Source organism: Vibrio nomapromontoriensis (assembly GCF_050337205.1).
In the GTDB taxonomy this organism is placed as follows: Bacteria; Pseudomonadota; Gammaproteobacteria; order Enterobacterales; family Vibrionaceae; genus Vibrio; species Vibrio nomapromontoriensis.
The window spans coordinates 1-20,776 of sequence record NZ_JAKJSS010000008.1 but is presented as its reverse complement, the minus strand read 5'-3'; the positions used below and the strand labels follow the sequence as shown (position 1 = coordinate 20,776).

Genomic DNA, 20,776 nt, shown 5'->3' with positions numbered 1-20,776 from the left:
GTTGACAAATACACTTAAAATCTTGCTCAAGATTTGGCAAAAATTAAATGATTGCCATGTCTTTACCAACTTCAATAAACGCATCAATAGCGCGATCAAGTTGCTCACGCGAGTGCGCCGCAGACATTTGAGTACGGATACGAGCTTGCCCTTTCGGTACGACTGGGAAAGAGAAACCAACGACATAAATGCCCTTTTCAAGCGCACGTTCTGCAAATTCTGCCGCCACTTTAGCGTCGCCTAACATAATTGGAATGATAGCGTGATCCGCACCACCCATGGTGAAACCAGCGTCTTCCATACGAGTACGGAAGTGCGCTGCGTTCGCCCACAGATGGTCACGCAAATCACCACTTTCTTCTAGTAAGTCTAGAACGCGGATCGATGCATTAACAATTGCTGGTGCCACAGAGTTAGAGAACAAGTACGGGCGAGAACGCTGGCGTAACCAGTCAATGACTTCTTTCTTACCAGATGTGTAACCGCCTGATGCGCCACCCATCGCTTTACCTAGCGTACCGGTAATGATGTCGATACGGTCAACAACATCATGGTACTCATGCGTACCTGCACCAGACTTGCCCATAAAGCCTACTGCGTGAGAGTCATCAACCATCACTAGTGCGCCATACTTATCCGCTAAGTCACAGATTGCAGGAAGGTTTGCGACTACACCATCCATAGAGAACACACCGTCCGTCACGATAAGTGTATGACGAGCACCGGCTTCTTTTGCAGCGATCAACTGCTGCTCTAGTTCTTCCATGTTGTTGTTTGCATAACGGAAACGCATCGCTTTACACAAACGTACGCCATCGATGATTGAAGCGTGGTTTAACGCATCTGAGATAATCGCGTCTTCTTTACCCAAAATCGTTTCAAACAAACCCGTGTTGGCATCAAAACACGATGTGTAAAGAATCGTGTCTTCTTTACCTAAGAAAGTAGATAACTTCTGCTCTAGCGTTTTGTGAATATCTTGTGTACCACAAATGAAACGTACAGACGCCATACCGAAGCCATGTTCGTCCATGCCAACTTGACCTGCTTTGATTAGCTCAGGGTGATTGGCAAGACCTAAGTAGTTATTGGCACAAAAGTTAAGTACTTCTTCACCTGAAGAAATTTTTACCGCTGCTTTTTGCTGAGAGGTAATGATGCGCTCGGACTTATACAGTCCCTCTACTTTTACTTCTTCAATTTGATCTTGGATTTGTTGGTAGAATGCAGAAGACATCTTAGATTCCTTTTTATTATCCTATTTGCATCGCTTGTTATAGCTGCATAGGTTGCGTAGGGAAAGACTCATACCAATCTGGTAAGTCTTTAATGAAACCATTCTAGTTCATTGTGAAGAAAACGATTATCCCTTAAGATGGAAAACCATTAGTGAACCTGAGGCAACAATCATGTTTAATCACAAGCTCATCAGCTTATTACCGGATCTCGCCTCCTACATCATGGTGGTTAATGAAGGTAGTTTTACCGCTGCGGCCAAAAATCTTGGGGTAACACCGTCCGCATTATCTAAAACCATCACTCGGCTAGAAAATGCCCTTTCCGTTAAGCTATTTGAACGAACCACTCGTAAGCTCGTCATCACACAAGCAGGACAAAAGGTCTATGACCAAAGTGTGCTTATGGTCAATGCTGCGCAACAGGCCATAGAGGTTTCTCAGTCCGATCATACAGTCCCTAGCGGTACATTAACGGTGGCGGCACCAGAAGCTTTCCTAAACTCAGTATTACAACCCTTTATTACTCCGTTTCTCAAACAGTACCCAGAGATACAACTCAAAGTTCGCGCCCTTGATGGCAACATTGATCTAATGAAGATGGGAATTGATATCGCGTTCAAGCTCACCGATAAACCAGACGAAAATCTGGTCATGAAAAACGTCGGCCCAACGAATCTCGTTTTATGCGCCAGTCCCGATTACATCGCGCAATACGGCATGCCAACGACACCGGAAGACTTAGTCCAGCACGACTGTTTATACCTTGCCGAAACTGCACGAGACAACATTTGGGATTTTTTGAAAGATGATGAATTTCTGACGGTCAAAGTGACAGGTCGCTATGCTGTCAACCAGTCTCAACTCCGTTTAAGTGGGGTAAAAGAAGGCCTGGGAATTGGCATATTTCACGATTTTGTGATCAAAGAATCGTTGGCCGATGGTAGCGCTGTTCAAGTCCTCGCAGACTGGACGATAAAAAGTAATTATCATGGTGCCATTGCACTACAGTATGCCCAAACCAAGTACTTACCCGCCAGAATGCGAGTATTTATTGATTATGTCATGTCCGTACTTCCACAGCGGCTTTCGTTATAACGGGTCGATACAAACATCGTTAAGCATGATTAAACACAACCTATCCTGGTTAGGTAAAATAACTTATGTTAAAAGCCACACATCACGTTGCCATCATTTGTTCCAACTACGCCATCTCTAAGCACTTCTATACCCAGATCTTGGGACTCAGGGTTTTAGATGAAAACTATCGCACAGCCAGAGACTCTTACAAATTGGATCTCGCTTTGCCAGACGGCACACAAATCGAACTATTTTCGTTCCCTGACGCCCCAACCAGACCAAACATGCCCGAGGCACAAGGGCTTAGACACTTGGCGTTTACTGTCGAAAATATTGAGCAAGCTGTCGAGTGGCTAAGTCAACAAGACATCCAGCTAGAACCTATTCGAGTGGATGAATACACAGGGAAACGCTACACGTTTTTTAAAGATCCTGACGGCTTGCCACTAGAACTGTGCGAAGAGTTGGCATGGTGAACACTGTCACTTGCCATCTAATATTGGATATGATGTGTCGATGCCCCATCGACATACCAATTCGCACCTGAAACAAAACTGGCCGTAGGGCTTGAGATAAAAGCGACGACATTAGCAATTTCTTCAGGCTTAGCAAGCCGGCCCATCGGGTTGCGATCCATTACACTTTGGTATTGTTGCGGTGAGGTGTTTTTACAACGTCCCCATAATCCATCTTCAGTAAATGTATCACCCGGCGACACTGTGTTTACTCTTAACTCTGGAGCATAAGTGAGAGAAAGCGATTTCATATAATGTGCAAGCGCAGCCTTGCCTGCACCATAAGCATTGGCATTAGATACCGTGGTTCCGCTCGCCTTCGAACCTATATAGGTTAAAGCTGCAATGGGGGATTTTAGTAATATAGGTACAACAACATCAATCGCTTGTTGAGTCGCCAGAAGATCTTTATAGACGACATCATCCCATTCATCAGACAACGCGCTTACATTTGGCACAAAAATATCGATATTGGCGATGGAATGAACCCAAGATGTAAACGCCTCTAAGTCATAAACATCAAGAGCTTGACCCGTTGGTTTGATCTTCACATCATCGAAATACTCTAACGCTGTATCTATTCGTTGCTGGCAACGGCCACAAAACCAAACGTTAGCGCCCTCTTTGGCAAACGCTCTCACAATTTCAGCACCAATGCCACTTGAGCCTCCTGTCACAACAACATTTCTATTTTCTAATCCTAAATCCATACAACTACTCCCAAGCAACTATTTTATTGAGCTCTATCTCCAACCTATCCACTTAAAATTTCCTCCCTTATCGCCAAAACGAGAAAATGATCGAGCGAAAGCTAATCGCTGTAACCGGGATGTCGTTAGATTTAAGGTAATCTGTTGCCAAATAACGATAGTTATCAGATGTTAAGATATTCATGTGACTCCTCAGCATTCTTTGATAGGTGACCTTAGAATCCAGTATCAATATCCATCACCCTACATACAACAAATCATCACAAAGGTACGAAATATGATACCCTTAAGGGCATATACGGAAGGAGACAAGAATGAGCGAACTGAACCGCGCAATTTGCAAAGAGATAAAACAGCGATTAAAGCAGTCTGGTTGGTCTTATAAGAATATTGCGGTGCAGCTTGGAACCTCAGAGGTGAGTATAAAAAGGTTACTTAATGGGCAAAGCAATCTTTCCGTTTCAAAACTTAATGAGATCTGCGAGTTAATAAAAGTACCTCTATCCACTGTGATAACAACAGCAGAAGACGCCATTAAAACCGTTTCGCTCTTCACTTCGGAACAAGATTCTGCATTCTATGACAAGCCTGAGCTGTATACTATTTTCCATGAAATCGTGAATGAAAATGCGAACTCATCACAGCTGATGACTGTATTTAATTTAAACAAACCTTCAACCTACCTTTACCTAAGAGCGCTAGAAAAACTCAATTTAATTAAAATGTTAAAAGGCTCAGATTTTGTTCTTCAGGTACCCAAAAGTACCGCTTTTTCCGAACAAGCTAAGTTCCCTCTGCTATTCAAAAATTGTGTCATTGAGAGTGTGCGACAACACGTGCAAGTCATTTCGCCCAATGACAAAAACGCTTACTTTATCACTTGTAAGCTTCGTCTCACTCAGCAAGAGTTTCGAGACTACAACCTTAAACTGGAAGAGTTAATGTTCGAGGCACTACGGCTCAGTCAAACAAGAAATTCGGCGACACCAAACACACAGGAATACACCATTATTGATATGGCTGCGAAAGGTGTCCATCATCCTAAATTGGCATTGCCCAAAAATATTGCTAGCGATCTAACATAAGTAGCGCACTATCCGTATATAAGACCGATCTGATTGTGAAGCATGACGAATACTAGCCAACATTTTTGTTAACGAAAAAGTGACTGCATCGCTCGACTAACGGGGAGCTTGTTATCAGCGATATACACGTACATCTTACCTGTTATGTCTTTTTTTACTTTATCGAGGCGCTCAACATTGATCAATGTTGAGCGATGTATCTGCCAAAATCGGTCTGGATCCAATTGACGAATTAACTCTTTTATCGAGCTACGTAAAATATACTCTTGATAGCCTCCTTCGACTGACGCAATCAAGGTGATGTATTTATCTTCCGCTTTCGCATAGACGATATCATCTACAGCAAGTATATGAATCTCATCATGCTTGGTCGCTTTTATCCACTTGGTGTAGTTGGTAGTTCCGCCAACGGAAAGATGCTCAATCTTCGCCATTAATGTTTGCATTGTGCCGTCAGTATCTGAGGACGCTAAGCGCTGTTTAACCCGCTGACAGGTTTCGAGAAGTCGCTCCTCTTGCACTGGCTTAAGGACGTAATCAATAGCATTCGCCTCAAAGGCAGAGATTGCATATTGATCAAACGCCGTAACAAACACGATGAGTGGTGCAGTCAGTTGGTTTTTCTTTTCCAGCGCGACCAGCTGGTTGGCCACATCAACACCTGACATTCCCGGCATTTGAATATCAAGAAACACCACACTAGGTTGGAGTGTTTTAATGGCCTCTAATGCTGATTCTCCATTTTCACAAGCTTCAACAATCGTTAGCTCTGGCCATGTTTCGGCCAACATTTTATCCAAATGAAATCGAAGTAGTGGTTCGTCATCGGCGATAACCGCGGTCACTGAGTTCATTCTATACCTCCTTTTTTGACAATAATGGCAAGGTGATACTCGATACCACTCCCCCTTTTTTACCCGCGCTTACAGAAAGAGACGAAGCTTTGCCATACAGTGTCGATAATCGCTCTCTCACATTCGCTAAACCAATCCCATTACCATTCATGCCAACAGTATTTTCAGCCACATCAAATCCGCAACCAGAGTCAATCACTTCTAAAATACACACGCCTTTCTCTGTGCGACCTTTAATGTGAATATACCCACCAGCCACATTTGGCTCAATTCCGTGGATTACTGCATTTTCTACCAAGGGCTGCAATAGATACGGTGGAAGATGGAAGGTTGTGAGTTCATCCGTTATGTCGATGTTATAGGTCAAACGAGGTCCCAACCGAACCTGCTGAATACCAAGGTAAGCTTCAATTAATGCGATTTCAGACGCCATGTCGACATGGCTTTCTCTGTGCCGGGACATCGAGCCTCGCAGTAACACCGTAAGCTTGTCCAACACTTCTTTCGCTTGACTGGTATCGTAATCAATCAGGACATTAATGTTTGCCAAAGTATTAAATAAAAAGTGCGGCTCGATTTGGCTTTGTAACTGTTTAAGTTCTGATTCTACCAACGCTTTATCTTGTGTTGCTTTGTCTAATTTGGCCTGCTCGATTTGTTGCTGAAGCAAAAACTGTTTTTCTTGTGCATAGAAGAAATAAAACGAAATCGCGGTAAATATTACCCCGAGCAGTAAAATAGGTTTTAGCCCCTGCCACTCATCAAACCCCGGATATTGCTTCAGCCACAGATAAGCATTGAGCGTACCTAAACACACCGCCCCAACAAGGGACAAGCCAACCGCCACCAAGTTGAGCTCGGCGATTTTCGGTAGAAAACGATGGATCAACCATGAGCAGCTCACCGCGCTATAGCCATAACCTAAACTAATTATGGCATTTTCCAGATAGGAAGCCGACCAGATCGATGAAGTAAGAACAGCAATCGCAAGACAAAACAACGTTGTAAAGACCATCGATTGCAACAGGTTAGAACCTTTACGTCCGCATCGCATAACTAAAACCTTCCTTTTATATTTATCAACATGTTATAGCGATCTGGTAAGTTTGCATATACGGATTTACTCTTACCCGTCACATAACGTGCAGCCAACTCCAAGTGCAAATTTGAATCGCCCGTATCCATAATTAAGTAATCCAACCATTGCGTCGCAATCACTCCACCATCTTCAGGAGACAGCATCAGATCTATCTTTGGAGTCAGTCTATCCGTTAAGCCCAATCCACGGCTCCAATCCCAATGGCTCCATGCCGCAGGGTCAAGCGACCAATGTAACATTACGTTATGTTGTACAAGATTTTGTTGTGTATAACCTAGCCCATAAGACTGAGCAACTAGAGGGTGCACTTGGGACGTATTGTCATAAGCCGTCTTCCATGTTTGCTCGCTCCACGCCCTTTCATCAAACCAATATTCAGCAATCAGACTATGCCCTGCCTCATTAGCCCATGTTACCCCCATAAGATACTGCACAGCATTGTGGCTCTCTTTTAGTTCTGTAGGGGCGGCGTCCTCAAACTGATAATTCAAATAGCGGCGCTGCATCATGGCCGAGGAGTGAAACTCCCATGACTCACCAAATACTGTGACAAAGCTGCCACCAATAAGACCCTGCCGGACATTGTCATAATAACCAACCGCCTGTATTTCTGAATCTCCACGCAAGGTGTAATACCGTGCACCTACCCCTTGCTGCTGGTTCGCTTCATCAAAATCAGAGCTGGCTAATTGCGTCCAGGTTGAGTCTGTTGCAATCAACGTCCATTCAGAGCTCACACCATAATGAGACAACGCCAACGTCCCTGCGCCCTCTTCAATTTGAATGCCGACTGGATTACGGCGGTATGGATTAAACAGATCCAGTACTCGATATCCATAACCTACGCCCCAGTCTATACGGGCCTTTCCCAATAATACATCAAGTTCTACATCACCAAATGACACCTGAGATTCATACACCGCTTCCCTCACGACTGCATCAAACTCTCTCTCTCGGTAAGCACTTGATGATGATTCTGCATCATTGAAGAGATCACTTCCCAACAATGCGACATTCGTGGAAAACGCCTTAAACCCAACACCAATATCAACCAATCCATTAACGGTTTGAACGGGTTCACGTTTTTTTTCAGGAAAAAACACTGAGTCTTGCTCCCCTACACTTTGCAAGTTAAGTTGGTAGTCCACCGTTAGCATCAACGATTGTGTCCATGACCCAGTAAGGTCACTACCATTGCTCTCCTTTGCCAACCCTATCAATGGGACGAGTACCCCTAACGCGAGGCAAACGAATACCGGTACATATTTAACCTTGCGTGCCTCGAACATTACTCTATCCCTAGCTGCTTGTTTTTTGATAGAAACGCCGGGTTATAATATTTACCTGGCAGCGAGTATGGCTCTATCGACTGATATTCGATCACCGTCTTTTTATTTAATTGTATTTGGTCTTGCAAAACCATGGCCGTCACGCGGGGTTGCCCCGCTCTGATCCCTTGTTTAAAATGCGCTTTTTTAGCTAGCTTTCCAGAGCGCAAATACAGATCGGCTTGAATTGGAAACGCATTCTTGTCATCAATCCACAAATCTATCTGCTGGTAACTGGCACCCGTGGTTTTTGCCGTCAACTTGAGCTTTTTGGTCTTTTGTACTGTCCCATCTAACGCCGTTATTTCTTCCGTTTTTAGAATTTCACCTTGATAGTCCTGACTCCATGTTAATGTTGAAATATCACCTACCGACGCCTCACCCAACAGTTTTTGCATTGGGGTTATACGAATAGGACGGCGACTCTTCGGCATCAACAGCCAGTAGTTATCGCCTAGCATAAGCATCTTTTGCCCTTGCTCTACTTTGGCTTTAAACACCACTAAGGATTCACGATTGGGCTTTAAATACACATCGTACAAGCGTGTTTTGTCCAAGTTGTCATCTTGATAAAGTTTCACTTCTGACACGACTCTGGATGCCTCTGAGTCTAAACGATAGTGGTCAGCTTGTTCGATCAAGGCACTGGCTTGCGTTAGGTTTGCATCGGCTGAAAGCACGCTGTCAGCGAAACTCGGCAGTGTCGTTAAAGCCATTATGGTGGCAACAAGCCATTTCGCTCTGATTAGGTGACTCGATGACTGTTGGTGACCTTTCTTTTGGTGACACCGCTTTGTGTAACCTAGCTTTTGATGAAATCGCTTTTGGACAGTTGGGTGGTTAATAGTTGAGCGACTATTTAGTGAATTAAACATAAGCGAGTGCCTCCGTAATTGGTTTTTTTGCCCCTTTACGCGCAGACATAAAAGCAGCAAACATACAGATGAACAAAATAGCGAGTGACGAATAGACAGCAACTTGGGGCGAGAATACGATCTCTAACGGATAGCCTTCGGAACGTCCTGGAGGCGGCGGCATTTGAACATCAGCGAATTTAAGAAATAGGGTCGTCGCAAGTGCTAGTCCTGCGCCAATCGTACTGCCAATCACTGCAATCAACATTGACTCTCTCACAAAACCGCCCACAATTTCACGCGGATAACTGCCTAACGCCGACAAGGTGCCTATTTCGCGCGTTCGCTCTGTCACCGTCATCGTCATGGTGTTAAACAAGGCAACGAACACCACTAATGCCATCACTAAACCCAACACGCCAAATATGCCGTTATACAATCCACGAACTTTATGATAGAAAAATGCTCTGTCCTGCCATGGTGTCGTCTCTAGGTTTTGTGCTGAAGTGTCGTCCTGATTGTGATATTGATTAAGCCGCTGCTCGACATCAGCCATCCCTTGCTCAGTATATTTAGTATCAGAAAGATACACCGACAACGTGCTAATGCGGTCTGTACTTAATAAGTCTTGTGCTGCCGAAAGCCCAACATATATCTGACGTTTATCCATCTCTGGAACACCAGTGGAGTAGATCCCGGTTACTTGGAAGTCCATCGCATTAAGCGCGCCATCACTTGTTGTCGCAAGTAGCGTCACCCAATCGCCTTCCGTAACGCTTAAATTACGCGCTAAATCTTTGGCTAACATAATGCCGCTATCGCTGCTTATTTCAGCGATATTATCGTTATCATTGTCACGATAACTCGACAGCACTTTTCCGGACTTCATATCAACAAAGCCATCACGTACTTCAAATTCACTCGGCTCAACACCATTACCGATGAAGATCGCGGACTTTCTACCATTGGATATCAAACCTGAAAAATAGACTCTAGGCTGAACGCTTTTAGCGTTCTCTACCCCTTTCAACAGCGCGATAAGTTCGTCAGGCTTAGTTAAGCCATTTTCCAGTGGGGTTTCTTCCTCTGACGTGAAATACCCCGCCTGAGTGACTGTAATATGCCCGACATCATTGGCGGTCGACTTTTCAAGTGATTGATAAGTAAAGAGTCCAAATCCCGCCGCAGCCGTTAATGCAAAAATAGCGATGGCGACAATGGACAAAGACAAAATGGTACGCCTGCGATTTCTCAGTAAATACAACAGCGGCATTTTGAATGAATAGATGGTTCGAGTAATCATAATCTTTTCCTTTTTCAATTAGTTTTCTATCTGGATTAGCTCGCCCATTGATAGGCGTTATGACTTGTCTTTCCATCAATTAGCTCAATCGTTCTATCGCATCGTGTTGCCATACGGCTATCGTGAGTAGCAACAATAAACGTGGTTTTCAGCTCATGACCTAATGCCTTCATCAATTCAATAACTTGGCTTGCCGACGCACTATCCAAACTAGCCGTCGGCTCATCCGCTATCACTAAGCTCGGTTTGTGAACCAACGCTCGTGCGATAGCAACACGCTGCTGTTGACCCCCAGATAATGCATCCGGCCTGTGATGTGCCCAGTCACCGAGACCGACTTTCTCGAGCATTGCAAAAGACTGCGCGTGCTGCTCTTGAGTGCTCAAACCATTTAGCATTAATGGGTAACTCACGTTTTCTAAAGCACTCATCACTGGGATTAAGTTAAAACGTTGAAAGATAAACCCTAAGTTTTGACGACGGAATTGAATCAAGGACTTAGGGTTTTTAGATAACACCTGGCTTCCAAACTTGATTTCACCATCGTAATGCGTATCGAGCATGCCTAAGATATTTAACAAAGTGCTTTTTCCTGAACCAGAAGGGCCACATAACGCCACCAGTTCTCCCTGAGTGATTTGTCCCGAGACATCGCTTAACGCAGACACTCGATTTTGGCCTAGTAAGTATTGTTTCGATATACCTTCAAACTTCATCATATTGCCACCCTCCTTTTGATTGACCATTAGCGTACCCAATCCAGAAAGTCTTAATTGGCCGTTGCGATAAACCGTCAGTAACCAAGATTAACGGTTGCTATGAAAGATGAACGGATAATGAGATTCAAACGAAGGGAACAAGAAACGTCGTGGTGATATCAGTGTCTATGGGTGTATCGATGTATGGGTGTATGGATTTTCTTTACACCTTTCGAAACGATATTGACTGTATGATAAATAATTCATGACGAGCATTTTCAAAGAGATTAATCTCTATAAAATGCTAATTTTTGACTACTAAGATCCGCGACCAATTTTAATAAACCCCATCCATACAATCACTAATATTAATATTGAGATTAGTTAGAAATATCAATACAACCAGCAATTAATGTGAACATATCGACATTAATTATATACAAGCCACGATCTCACCTTTAATAAACACGCTCTTACAACAAATTAATTTAACCACCCATTATCTTATTATCCTCACATCACATAGTTACGCATACTGTTGAATACGTGATATACCCAGTACAATAACAACATTTTGTAAATGTAAGTAAATATTTCCATTGCTATTTACTAGGTGAATTACTAGCCTCTGTAAACATTCACCAGAAGGAATTGTCATGAAGCTTCTATTTGGCAGCGTAACATCCTCATCCAGAGCGGTCATAGTAGCCATACTGACTGTTACATCTATACCAGTTATGTCATCACATTCCGGTACGGCTATTGACGATGAACGTCTACTCAATGCTCTGATTCAGCGTGGAGTAATTTGCCCTGGCCTTACAACTCAAGAGCAGGAAACGGCTCTACAAATATACTTACAAAGGAAAACAAATAATAAGAAAAAACCACAAGTCTCTAATAAACATCAACTTAATGAAATGGTGGATAGCGAACCACAACCTTGTATTTCACCAACAACACAACCGTAAATATGGTGAATTATTGCTAATAATGATAACGAAGAACACTGGCCTATCACTGGACTTCCTTATCAGATGCTACCTTTATATTAATAATCATAAGGTGACTTGGTCTTGATAAAGTAGCACATCGTCATGGCTCTCACCTTAAATAAGGATTAAGCGTAATAAAGACATAATTCTTACTATCGCACTAGTGAGTATATTAACAATCATTCTGTTTAATCAGACTGTCGAACTACGCCAAGTGTTAATTGAACCATTAACTAAAGGGATAACATGATTACTATAAAGAAGAAATTAATAGCTTGTTCAACCATAGCTATTATTGGAACAACATCAGCTTTGGCACAGACGCCAGTTGATCTTGCCATAGCAAATCCAGATCAGCTGGCCGATATGTTAGTTCGTAAGGGAATAATAAACAGCGATGCGTCCAATCAGCAAAGAGAAAAAGCCGTACAGTCTTACTTGGATAAAAAAACAAGACACGGTCTCCAAGGTGAAGCTCAATTCAATAAAGCGGCTCTAGCTAAGCGAGAAAACATATTAAAAGCAATCAAGCGTAATAAAGGACCAAAACAACAGAACGTATTCGCGCTTGAATTGGGGACTAAACGCACCGACAAAGTACTTGCATTACTTATCGACTTTCCGGATTTACCCTGGGATGACAACCGTTTGACCAAAATACACACTCAAATGCTTTATGATAACTACGATAATACGCACTATCAAAGTCTTCTATTTTCAAAAACAGGTTACACCGGTCCCAACGGTGAAAGCTTAATTTCGATGCGTCAGTACTACGAGAGTGAATCAGGCAATAGTTACAGTGTGTCGGGCGAAGCTAAAGGTTGGTACAGAGCGAGTAAGAACTCCGAGTACTATGGCGGTAATTCGCCTGTCACCGACCGTGACCAAAATGCACAACTATTAGTACGTGAAGCCCTAGCACAATTAGCCAATGACCCCAGCATAGACCTATCGGATTACGATATTGAGGACCGCTATGATTACGATGACGACGGTGACTATCGTGAACCTGATGGCGTTATCGATCACTTAATGGTCTTTCATGCTTCGGTGGGCGAAGAAGCCGGGGGAGGCGTACTCGCTGATAATGCCATTTGGTCACACCGATTCAATTTAGGTAAACCCTACATACTCGATGGTACCAGAAGTGGTTTAAGCACACGTTTCGACGGTCAATATGCCGCTTTCGATTACACTATTCAACCGATTGACGCAGCTGCTGGTGTATGCGCTCATGAATACGGACACGATCTAGGCTTACCTGATGAATACGATACTAAATATACAGGAAAAGGTGAGCCTGTTTCTTATTGGTCTATCATGTCTTCAGGCAGTTGGGCTGGAAAAATTGGGGGGACACAGCCAACCGCATTTAGTTCTTGGTCAAAAGCGTTCTTGCAACAATCCATTGGTGGCCACTGGGTAAATAACCAGCAATTTACAATTGACGAAATAGCAAAACAGACAAAAACCATAAAGCTGTATCAAACCACCGATAACACACAGAAAAATCAAGTACGTATCGATCTGCCGATGAAAAGTATCCCATCAATTGCTCCATTTGAGGGGGATCATCAATTCTATTCCAATCGTGGCAATAATCTACGTAATACCATGTCGACCACTTTAAGCATACCAAGCTCGGACAGTGTCACCCTCACCTTCAAGGTCTGGTTTGACATTGAAGAAAGTTATGACTTTGCACGCGTGCTAATAGATGGTCAGCCTATCGCAGGGAACATCACAACCTCAAATGACCCGTACAACTCAGGGCTTGTTCCCGCCTTTACAGGCAGTTCCAATGGGTGGACCGACGCTGTATTTGATCTATCAAATTACTCGGGTCAAGACATCAGGCTAAGCTTTGACTACCTTACCGATGGTGGCGTAGCAGAAGAAGGAATGTACATCGATAACCTAATGTTATCCATCGATGGTGTGACCAACGTGCTGGCAAATGGAGAAGGTGCCGATACTAATTCTTTCGTAATGAGGGGCTTCACGATTAACCAAGGATATCATGAAGCCGAACATTATTACTTATTGCAATGGCGTAGCCATAACGAGGTGGACGAAGGTCTAGCCAACATCAAGCGCATGGGGCAGTTAATGAGCTTTGAGCCTGGCTTGGTTGTCTGGTATGTCGACAATTCACTCACTGATAACTGGGTAGGCAAGCATCCTGGTGACGGGTGGTTAGGTGTCGTTGATGCAGACCAACAAACATTAAAGTGGGCAAATACTGGCCAAGCTGCACCAACTCGTTATCAAGTCCGTGATGCTGCCTTTTCATCACAAGATCAAGCCTCACTACGTTTAGTCGCCAGTGATGGTGACATACTCGAGGATTCCAGCCTAGTAGGTAACTCCACATTCAATGATGCTGATGATTATACGTCACCTGATATTCCGGATGCGGGGCGCAAGTTGGCGACCTTTGGGTTGAATATTGATGTTATAGAACAGGACCAAAAGAACGCGTATGGCGTCATCAGCCTGACTGCAGAGCCTGCCCTCAACGTACCTCCAGTCGCTGATTTCACGGTCAGTGCCGATAGCCTAAGCATCACGACAATCAACAACAGCTACGATGATGATGGTGATAGTTTGCTATGGCATTGGGAATTCGGTGACGGTGGTACAAGCAACGATGCATCCCCTACCCACTCATACGAGAAAGAAGGGATATACACCATAAAATTGACCGTAACAGATGCTCGTGGTGATACATCACAACAATCAAAAACTGTTGACATAAAACGGCCAAACCAACTGCCAACAGTGGGGGCGAATTACATTCATTTAGGACGTTTAGTCACACTCTGGTCAAACAGCACAGATTCAGATGGTCGCATTGTAGACACCGAGTGGCATCTTCCAAGTGGAGAAATAAAACACGGTAAGTTCATTATGCATCTGTTTCCAAGCTATGGAAGCCACAATATAACGTTACGCGTCATCGATAATGATGGTGGTATCGTCTCCAAAGTAATTAGTGTTGATTTATAACTTCCAACTACGGCTCTATTTGATCTGAAAGCGTCTTACCAACCGTGTACCCAGAGTCAATTCTGGGTGCATGTTCAGCAACATTATCAACATACTGTTGTACGACCCAAACGCCAGATAAAACTCATTGAAAGGATTTATGATATGAATAGAACATCCGCCCTCGCTCTTTCTGCAGTAACACTCTTTATGACTGTCACTTCAGTGCAAGCGTCTACAACTCCATCAACCCCGACTCAACATAATTTGACGCAACCAGCCGCCACAGTGTCGGTTACCGAATCAAAACGAGCTCTCGCTTTAAACTTAAGCCAGCAATATACTCAACTTACGACGGTGCTCCATGAAGAGATCAATCAATACAAACTGAACGCGCCATTGAATTCATTCAAACGCAGTAATCATCTAGCCCCTTTCACGCGCTCTATGACAGTGATGGATGAGAGGCTACGTATAGCCAAAGGGATCAACGACTATACCGATAGCATTATGGAATTACGTTTAGCAGATGAAACCATGTTGGCACGCTGGCAGGCAGGGCAAGCGCCATTATTTGCGTGGGAACCTGAAGGGAACGACAAAAACTGGAATTATATCGAAGCCTACGATATCAACGGCAACGTTCATTTACTGGATGTCTATGATATACCGTCACAACCAGTGCTAGTCGTAGATACTAACTCACGTAAAGAATTGAAAGCAGGTATTAAGGCGATGAATGATCAAATCGCACATCTGCAAGCGCTTAACACGACGGATATCGCACCTAGATCCATTCCACATCATTCTCGTGGAACGGAGCACGCAAAAGCTCGTATGGCCGATACACCGAATATATCAACAACGGTGTTAAAAAAAATTCAACTGACAGACGACCAAGAACCTTGGATTTCTGGAAAAGCTGAAATTTACGCGATTGTAACTGGTGTAAACCCGAGCCGTGACGAACCGGTACTGGATATTATTGATATGCCCTATTTAGACTATAGTGGGATTGAATATTCACCGAACCAAGTGATGATCTATTGGCAACGTTACCGCTGGTCTGCCGCAGATATGTTATTAATGGAAAAAGACGACGGCATGAATTATAAGGATTTAGCCCGTACTTTATTAGAGGCGGCAACCGCTGCTCTAAAAGCGATTCCAAATCCTGAAGTACAAGCCTATGCAATCATTCCTCAATTAACCGGCAAAGTGTTAGAAGCAATACCGGATAGCTGGGCAACCAACGATGATGACTTTGTCGATGTTTATTACACGTTACGCCAAGGCGAACGTTACGACGACTACTCCGCCGCGAGTAACAATGCCACCGCGACTTTTACACCATTAACGATTAAGCCAACTCAGTAGTATGTGCAGCTCATCGTAAAGACGGCTAATAATTATTAACTAATGCCTAAGGTAAATAGCATGGTTTCAACTGAGTCGAGAAGCTTTCTTTAAATTTATGTCACGTGTCAGAGTCATATTTCTTCCACCCCGGCTCTGATACTGCTCGCCCCACATGACCATGATTCAGCCCGGAAAACCCCTAGCATATCATTAGACAAAATCAGAAATATTTAGCACACACATGTTAGCAGCACGCCCTAGCCTTTTTCTAAAATAGAAGTAACATGGTTTCATCGTTAGTTTTCACGCGCCGTAACAGGTACTTTATACATTAACCGAAAAGGAGCCCTCTAGTGGCGAGCCGTGACATTCAGATTAGACCAGCTCAGGCAGGTGAACTGCCCTGTATTTACGATCTAGTGACCACCGATGAAGAATGGACGAAGTTTAACGGACCTTACTTTCCTTATCAGACGCCAACCCTATCCGAGTTCTCTGCTGGCACCTTTTCTCGGTTATGTCGCGGGGATGATATGCAGTTGATAGTTATGGACGGCACACCAATAGGAAGTGTTAGCTATTATTGGGAATGTGAAGCCACACGTTGGCTAGAAATCGGCGTCATCATTTATAACTCTCAATACTGGGGAAAAGGCATTGCTTATCACGCTGTGCCTTTCTGGATTAGTCATTTATTTGCGACATTACCCATTGAACGTGTTGGGCTCACCACGTGGTCCGGAAATCCAAGAATGATGGCGTGCGCTGAAAAACTTGGACTTACCCAAGAAGCCCGTTTACGTTATGTTCGTTATTTCAATGGCAAGTACTATGATTCCGTAAAGTACGGGATAACTCGACAAGAATGGTCCACCATCACCAAAAAGAAATCACGTTGACCGCTACGAGTTGATTCAAGAGTTATTCATCATGCCTGTTGGCGGATAATTCCAGGCTTATGCGTATGGTCACAGACTAGTGCTTACTGTATAGTCTGTCGTTTTTTAGGGAACTCCCGTTATGGAAATGCTCATCGTTTCGTCAGAACAACAAAAACGTTTGATCATGATATTCAGCCGTACTACGGCAAAAATGTCTGATAAAGCGGTACTTAATGACCTCAATTCACATCAAGTTAACTCATCGGTTTATCCAGCGTTCAAACTTGCGCAAGACCTTCGCGTTGAGCGTATAGGATTTATCCAAGGTAATGACAAAGCAAATTCACTCGATGGCGGCGACTTCCTCTACCGTTACCTCTCAAAAGGCTACATTTGTTTAGGCAACTATACGGGTCAACCTAAGCCTGACTTAACGCCATGGGGAGTACGCTCAGTGCGTATGCAACCTAAAATTGGTTTTGGTTTGTAGCATTTTGATTAACGCATCGTCCCTAAATTGGCACTTCGTTACTCGCAAAGTTCCAATATAACGCCACAATCTCCACCGATAATGAGAGAAGTATGAACATTAGTGACCTAGAACGAGATGCCCTTTATAAGGTTATTTATGCTCGTAGGGACGTTAGAAGAGACTTTATTTCTACCCCAATTCCCGATGACGTATTAGAGCGAATCCTTAATGCGGGGCATCATGCTCCCAGCGTCGGCTTCATGCAACCTTGGGACTTTGTGTTAGTCACCGACGACCAAACCAAACAAGCGATAAAACAAGGCTACGATACCGCGAGCGTCGAGTCAGCCAACCAGTTTAGTGCCGATAAAAAGGAACAATATCAAAGCTTTAAACTAGAAGGTATTTTAGAAGCCCCACTTGGAATATGCGTGACTTGCGACCGGGAACGAAACGGACCTGTTGTCATAGGGCGAACCATAAAAAAAGAGATGGATCTTTACAGTACGGTTTGTGCTGTACAAAATATGTGGTTAGCAGCAAGAGCGGAAAATATTGGTTTTGGATGGGTAAGTATCATACATGATGACGTTTTGAGAACTGCACTAGACATACCCGACCATATCGATATTATCGGTTACCTATGTTTAGGCTATGTCTCAGAGTTCCAAGAAAAGCCTGAACTAGAAACATTTGGTTGGTTGCCGAGAGCTCCATTAAATCAGGTCGTCCACCACGGTAAGTGGACAAAAAACACGAAACCAAATGCCCCTGATACAAAATGAGTTCAATACTACCTTAGTACTTCTGACTAAACATAACCTCTGATATTAAATAATCAATATTATTTAATATCAGATACCTACCAAAATAGAAAATTAGCTAAGTGTAATTAACTCGTGAGAACGAGAAGACTTAACTTAGCCAAAAAGGCGTTGCCAAATGCTTGGGTTACGTCGGTCATGGTATTCAATACGTAAAGAGTCCACTTCTCGTAGTGTCTGCTGCGCGGCGTCTAAATCACCCTGCTGCAAATCCTCATCAACTTGTTGTAAAGCAGATGATAATTTTTTAAAACCTTCTTGGTAAAGATCCATTTTTTCAGGTGGGTAATCCCCTTGCTTACTTTCTGCAATTAACCTATCCAATGTTGACACTGGTGTTTGCATCTCTTCAACAGACTGCGCTTCAGCCGCCTGTTTAAATGCGAGTTTCATCGCCTGCATATTCTTTTTAAGATCGAAGCCTTCTGTTGCAAACGCTGTGGAGCTAACCGTAAGCATGAGTGCAAATGCACCTGCTTTTATTGTTGTATTCATTTGGGATTCCTTTTGAAATGAAAATGACCTCGATTCGACTGATGGTACTCTAGCACCAACAGGCAAAGTGAGGTCACTTGCCGACGATATTGTACTGAATTCCGTTTGCAATTCGTAACAATAATTGTTTCTAAACGTAATGACTTAACTGCACAACATCTATTGTCGATTACGATCCGTGCTGTAACGACTCGAACTCTACAATAGGCTCTCTTCCGCGCAATTGTAAGAAGCTAAGAAACTGCTCAGTACTGAAAGTGATAATTTTATCAGTCGGCATGTCAATCTTGACCAATAATTGACTCGCAAGCTCAAGTTGACCGATCGTGTCACAGAAATGGGAGTCACTCCCCGTGGTGATATAGCCACCAGCCTGTTTAACCGCTTTCGCAATTTCATAGCAACGGTCGATACTGCCTACACGGCTGTGCCCTTTCAAAGTAGAGTTATTGATTTCAATAGCAACGTGATGTCTTGCTGCGCAACGCGCCACCGCATCAAAATCAAAATCAAAATTTGGGTTACCCAAGTGTCCCAACGCGTCTATCTTACCGCTTTCAATGACATTGATCAGAGCTTGTGTATGCGTCTCTTTGGTTGCAGGTCGAAATACTGGCTCATGAAAGCTAGCAATTACCCAATCAAGCGCGCTAAAAGATGTTGGGTGCACATCAATTTCACCCGCTTCGTTAAGGATATTAGCCTCAACACCGCGAATGATCGCCACATCAAACAAAAACCGTGGAAGCACTCTCTGATTTGAAAAAAACCAGTAGTGAGGTGCACCAGGCATTGAGTCCGCATGATCAGTGGTACACAGTATCTTCAACCCGCTTGCATTTGCCGCTTTGGCATTTTCCATGATTGTACTGTATGCGTGCCCACTCGCGTACGTATGAGTGTGAGTATCAACAACAAATTGCATTCCTGCTCTCCTAGCTTTCAATGACGCTTTTAGTAACTGAAATAGTGTTACTAAATGAGTATTTGGGGAATTTTTCTAACCGCGAAATGAAAGATCGCAATATCACTACTTTTCACTCACCGTCACTTAGTTTCCTTCAACGTATCACAGATATATTAAAAGAAATCGATACCACCACGACCACTGTTTGGATCTTTCTTTTTTGACGTTTCAATTGAAGGCGCTTCAGTTGCTTTAGGCTTTGATTTCTTGCTGCTCTTATCTTTCTTTTTAGCAGAAGCGCTTAAGCTGGAACCAGTTTGTTTGGCTGGGTCTCTCTTAGAAGACGAGGCATTTTTCTTAGCATCACGTTTGGCTTTTTTTGACTCTTTTGATGCCGATTTAGAGCTAGACGCTTTGTTCGTCTCTTTCTCATCGGTATTTTTTGTCGTTTCTAACGGCGGCTGATCGCACACCACCACATAGTACTCTTGGTTAAATTCGAAAAAATCACCATCATACATTTTACGACGTTTTCTTGTTTCCAATTCGCCGTTAACCGCAACATAACCTTCCGCGATAAAGTGTTTAGCTTCGCCACCACCACCGACTAAGTTTGCCACTTTAAACAGCTTATAAAGCTCTATCGGGTGACTGGAGACCTCTATACCAATCGCCTCTATTTCTATCGCATCTTCTTCGTAGCTTTCGTCAAACTGTTCGTCATTCATATCGCGGTTACTCAAGATAAGTGTCTTAGTATCATTGCCTCGCATTGTACTGGTTTGCGCGCATTCAATCTAATAAAAAGCCCCGTAAAATGAAGTGACCCCGTAAAGTTGGACATTTCTGTTAAGCGGCTTTTAAGGCCTGAGTTCGATATTCTATCGGAGTCAGGCCTTTCAGTTTCACTTTTATACGCTTGGTATTGTAGTACTCGATGTACTCTTTGATTTGCTCTATCAGAGCATCTTCAAAGCTTTGGTTGTGATACATCTCGGTTTTGAGCAAAGCAAAAAAGTTTTCAGCAACAGCATTATCCAAGCAGTTACCTTTTCTCGACATGCTTTGCGTTAAACCACTCTCCGCTACCT

Annotated in this window: 21 protein-coding genes; 9 read left to right on the top strand and 12 right to left on the bottom strand. The window is 43.4% G+C overall.

The window, feature by feature from the left end; genetic code table 11:
* Positions 1-43: 43 nt before the first annotated feature.
* Positions 44-1,237: a glycine C-acetyltransferase gene (locus L4D05_RS07955; RefSeq protein ID WP_428754225.1), complete on the bottom strand. Its 1,194-nt coding sequence runs from the start codon at positions 1,235-1,237 to the stop codon at positions 44-46.
* A gap of 172 nt (positions 1,238-1,409) precedes the next feature.
* On the opposite strand from L4D05_RS07955, the gene L4D05_RS07950 reads away from it, so the two are divergent.
* Positions 1,410-2,333 carry a LysR family transcriptional regulator gene (locus L4D05_RS07950; RefSeq protein ID WP_428793583.1) on the top strand — a complete coding sequence of 308 codons (924 nt, stop codon included), beginning with the start codon at positions 1,410-1,412 and terminating at the stop codon, positions 2,331-2,333.
* 65 nt (positions 2,334-2,398) lie between these two features.
* A complete protein-coding gene (gloA2, locus tag L4D05_RS07945) occupies positions 2,399-2,791 on the top strand; it encodes an SMU1112c/YaeR family gloxylase I-like metalloprotein (protein WP_428793582.1) in 393 nt (130 codons plus the stop codon).
* A gap of 17 nt (positions 2,792-2,808) precedes the next feature.
* Here the strand turns inward: gloA2 and L4D05_RS07940 are convergent, their stop codons facing one another.
* Positions 2,809-3,540, bottom strand: coding sequence for an SDR family NAD(P)-dependent oxidoreductase (locus tag L4D05_RS07940; protein ID WP_428793581.1), 732 nt, complete (start codon positions 3,538-3,540; stop codon positions 2,809-2,811).
* Positions 3,541-3,854: 314 nt separating this feature from the next.
* Here L4D05_RS07940 and L4D05_RS07935 point away from each other — a divergent pair, with 314 nt between their 5' ends.
* On the top strand, positions 3,855-4,625 hold the full coding sequence (locus tag L4D05_RS07935; RefSeq protein WP_428793580.1) for a helix-turn-helix domain-containing protein: 771 nt from the start codon (positions 3,855-3,857) through the stop codon (positions 4,623-4,625).
* Positions 4,626-4,693: 68 nt separating this feature from the next.
* On the opposite strand, the gene L4D05_RS07930 is transcribed toward L4D05_RS07935, so the two are convergent.
* The 6 genes from L4D05_RS07930 to L4D05_RS07905 form a co-directional block, all read right to left on the bottom strand.
* Entirely contained in the window at positions 4,694-5,479 is a 786-nt protein-coding gene (locus L4D05_RS07930; protein ID WP_428793579.1) for a LytR/AlgR family response regulator transcription factor, read from the bottom strand.
* 1 nt (position 5,480) lies between these two features.
* Positions 5,481-6,533, bottom strand: a complete 1,053-nt coding sequence (locus tag L4D05_RS07925) for a sensor histidine kinase (RefSeq protein WP_428793578.1) — start codon at positions 6,531-6,533, stop codon at positions 5,481-5,483.
* A 2-nt stretch (positions 6,534-6,535) separates the two neighbouring features.
* Entirely contained in the window at positions 6,536-7,867 is a 1,332-nt protein-coding gene (locus L4D05_RS07920; RefSeq protein WP_428793577.1) for a hypothetical protein, read from the bottom strand.
* Positions 7,867-8,622: an outer membrane lipoprotein-sorting protein gene (locus L4D05_RS07915; RefSeq protein WP_428793989.1), complete on the bottom strand. Its 756-nt coding sequence runs from the start codon at positions 8,620-8,622 to the stop codon at positions 7,867-7,869. Before L4D05_RS07915 ends, L4D05_RS07920 begins: the two co-directional genes overlap by 1 nt.
* Before the next feature lie 151 nt (positions 8,623-8,773).
* A complete protein-coding gene (locus L4D05_RS07910) occupies positions 8,774-10,063 on the bottom strand; it encodes an ABC transporter permease (RefSeq protein WP_428793576.1) in 1,290 nt (429 codons plus the stop codon).
* A 35-nt stretch (positions 10,064-10,098) separates the two neighbouring features.
* Positions 10,099-10,782, bottom strand: coding sequence for an ABC transporter ATP-binding protein (locus L4D05_RS07905; protein WP_428793575.1), 684 nt, complete (start codon positions 10,780-10,782; stop codon positions 10,099-10,101).
* A gap of 635 nt (positions 10,783-11,417) precedes the next feature.
* Here L4D05_RS07905 and L4D05_RS07900 point away from each other — a divergent pair.
* The 6 genes from L4D05_RS07900 to bluB all read left to right on the top strand — a co-directional run bounded on the left by L4D05_RS07900 (position 11,418) and on the right by bluB (position 18,244).
* On the top strand, positions 11,418-11,732 hold the full coding sequence (locus L4D05_RS07900) for a hypothetical protein (protein WP_428793574.1): 315 nt from the start codon (positions 11,418-11,420) through the stop codon (positions 11,730-11,732).
* A gap of 270 nt (positions 11,733-12,002) precedes the next feature.
* Entirely contained in the window at positions 12,003-14,768 is a 2,766-nt protein-coding gene (locus tag L4D05_RS07895; protein WP_428793573.1) for an immune inhibitor A domain-containing protein, read from the top strand.
* A gap of 144 nt (positions 14,769-14,912) precedes the next feature.
* Complete coding sequence (locus L4D05_RS07890) at positions 14,913-16,124, top strand: DUF3103 family protein (protein WP_428793572.1); 1,212 nt, start codon at positions 14,913-14,915, stop codon at positions 16,122-16,124.
* Positions 16,125-16,459: 335 nt separating this feature from the next.
* Positions 16,460-17,005: a GNAT family N-acetyltransferase gene (locus tag L4D05_RS07885; RefSeq protein ID WP_428754207.1), complete on the top strand. Its 546-nt coding sequence runs from the start codon at positions 16,460-16,462 to the stop codon at positions 17,003-17,005.
* 121 nt (positions 17,006-17,126) lie between these two features.
* Positions 17,127-17,477 carry a hypothetical protein gene (locus L4D05_RS07880; RefSeq protein ID WP_428754206.1) on the top strand — a complete coding sequence of 117 codons (351 nt, stop codon included), beginning with the start codon at positions 17,127-17,129 and terminating at the stop codon, positions 17,475-17,477.
* 92 nt (positions 17,478-17,569) lie between these two features.
* On the top strand, positions 17,570-18,244 hold the full coding sequence (bluB, locus tag L4D05_RS07875) for a 5,6-dimethylbenzimidazole synthase (RefSeq protein WP_428793571.1): 675 nt from the start codon (positions 17,570-17,572) through the stop codon (positions 18,242-18,244).
* A 135-nt stretch (positions 18,245-18,379) separates the two neighbouring features.
* Here the strand turns inward: bluB and L4D05_RS07870 are convergent, their stop codons facing one another.
* The 4 genes from L4D05_RS07870 to L4D05_RS07855 form a co-directional block, all read right to left on the bottom strand.
* On the bottom strand, positions 18,380-18,742 hold the full coding sequence (locus tag L4D05_RS07870; RefSeq protein WP_428754328.1) for a cytochrome b562: 363 nt from the start codon (positions 18,740-18,742) through the stop codon (positions 18,380-18,382).
* A 205-nt stretch (positions 18,743-18,947) separates the two neighbouring features.
* Positions 18,948-19,703, bottom strand: coding sequence for a phosphatase (locus L4D05_RS07865; RefSeq protein WP_428793570.1), 756 nt, complete (start codon positions 19,701-19,703; stop codon positions 18,948-18,950).
* Between the two features lie 155 nt (positions 19,704-19,858).
* Positions 19,859-20,413 carry an RNA-binding S4 domain-containing protein gene (locus L4D05_RS07860; protein ID WP_428793988.1) on the bottom strand — a complete coding sequence of 185 codons (555 nt, stop codon included), beginning with the start codon at positions 20,411-20,413 and terminating at the stop codon, positions 19,859-19,861.
* Between the two features lie 121 nt (positions 20,414-20,534).
* The coding region (locus tag L4D05_RS07855) for an IS3 family transposase (protein WP_428793569.1) at positions 20,535-20,776 on the bottom strand (242 nt) is incomplete at its 5' end.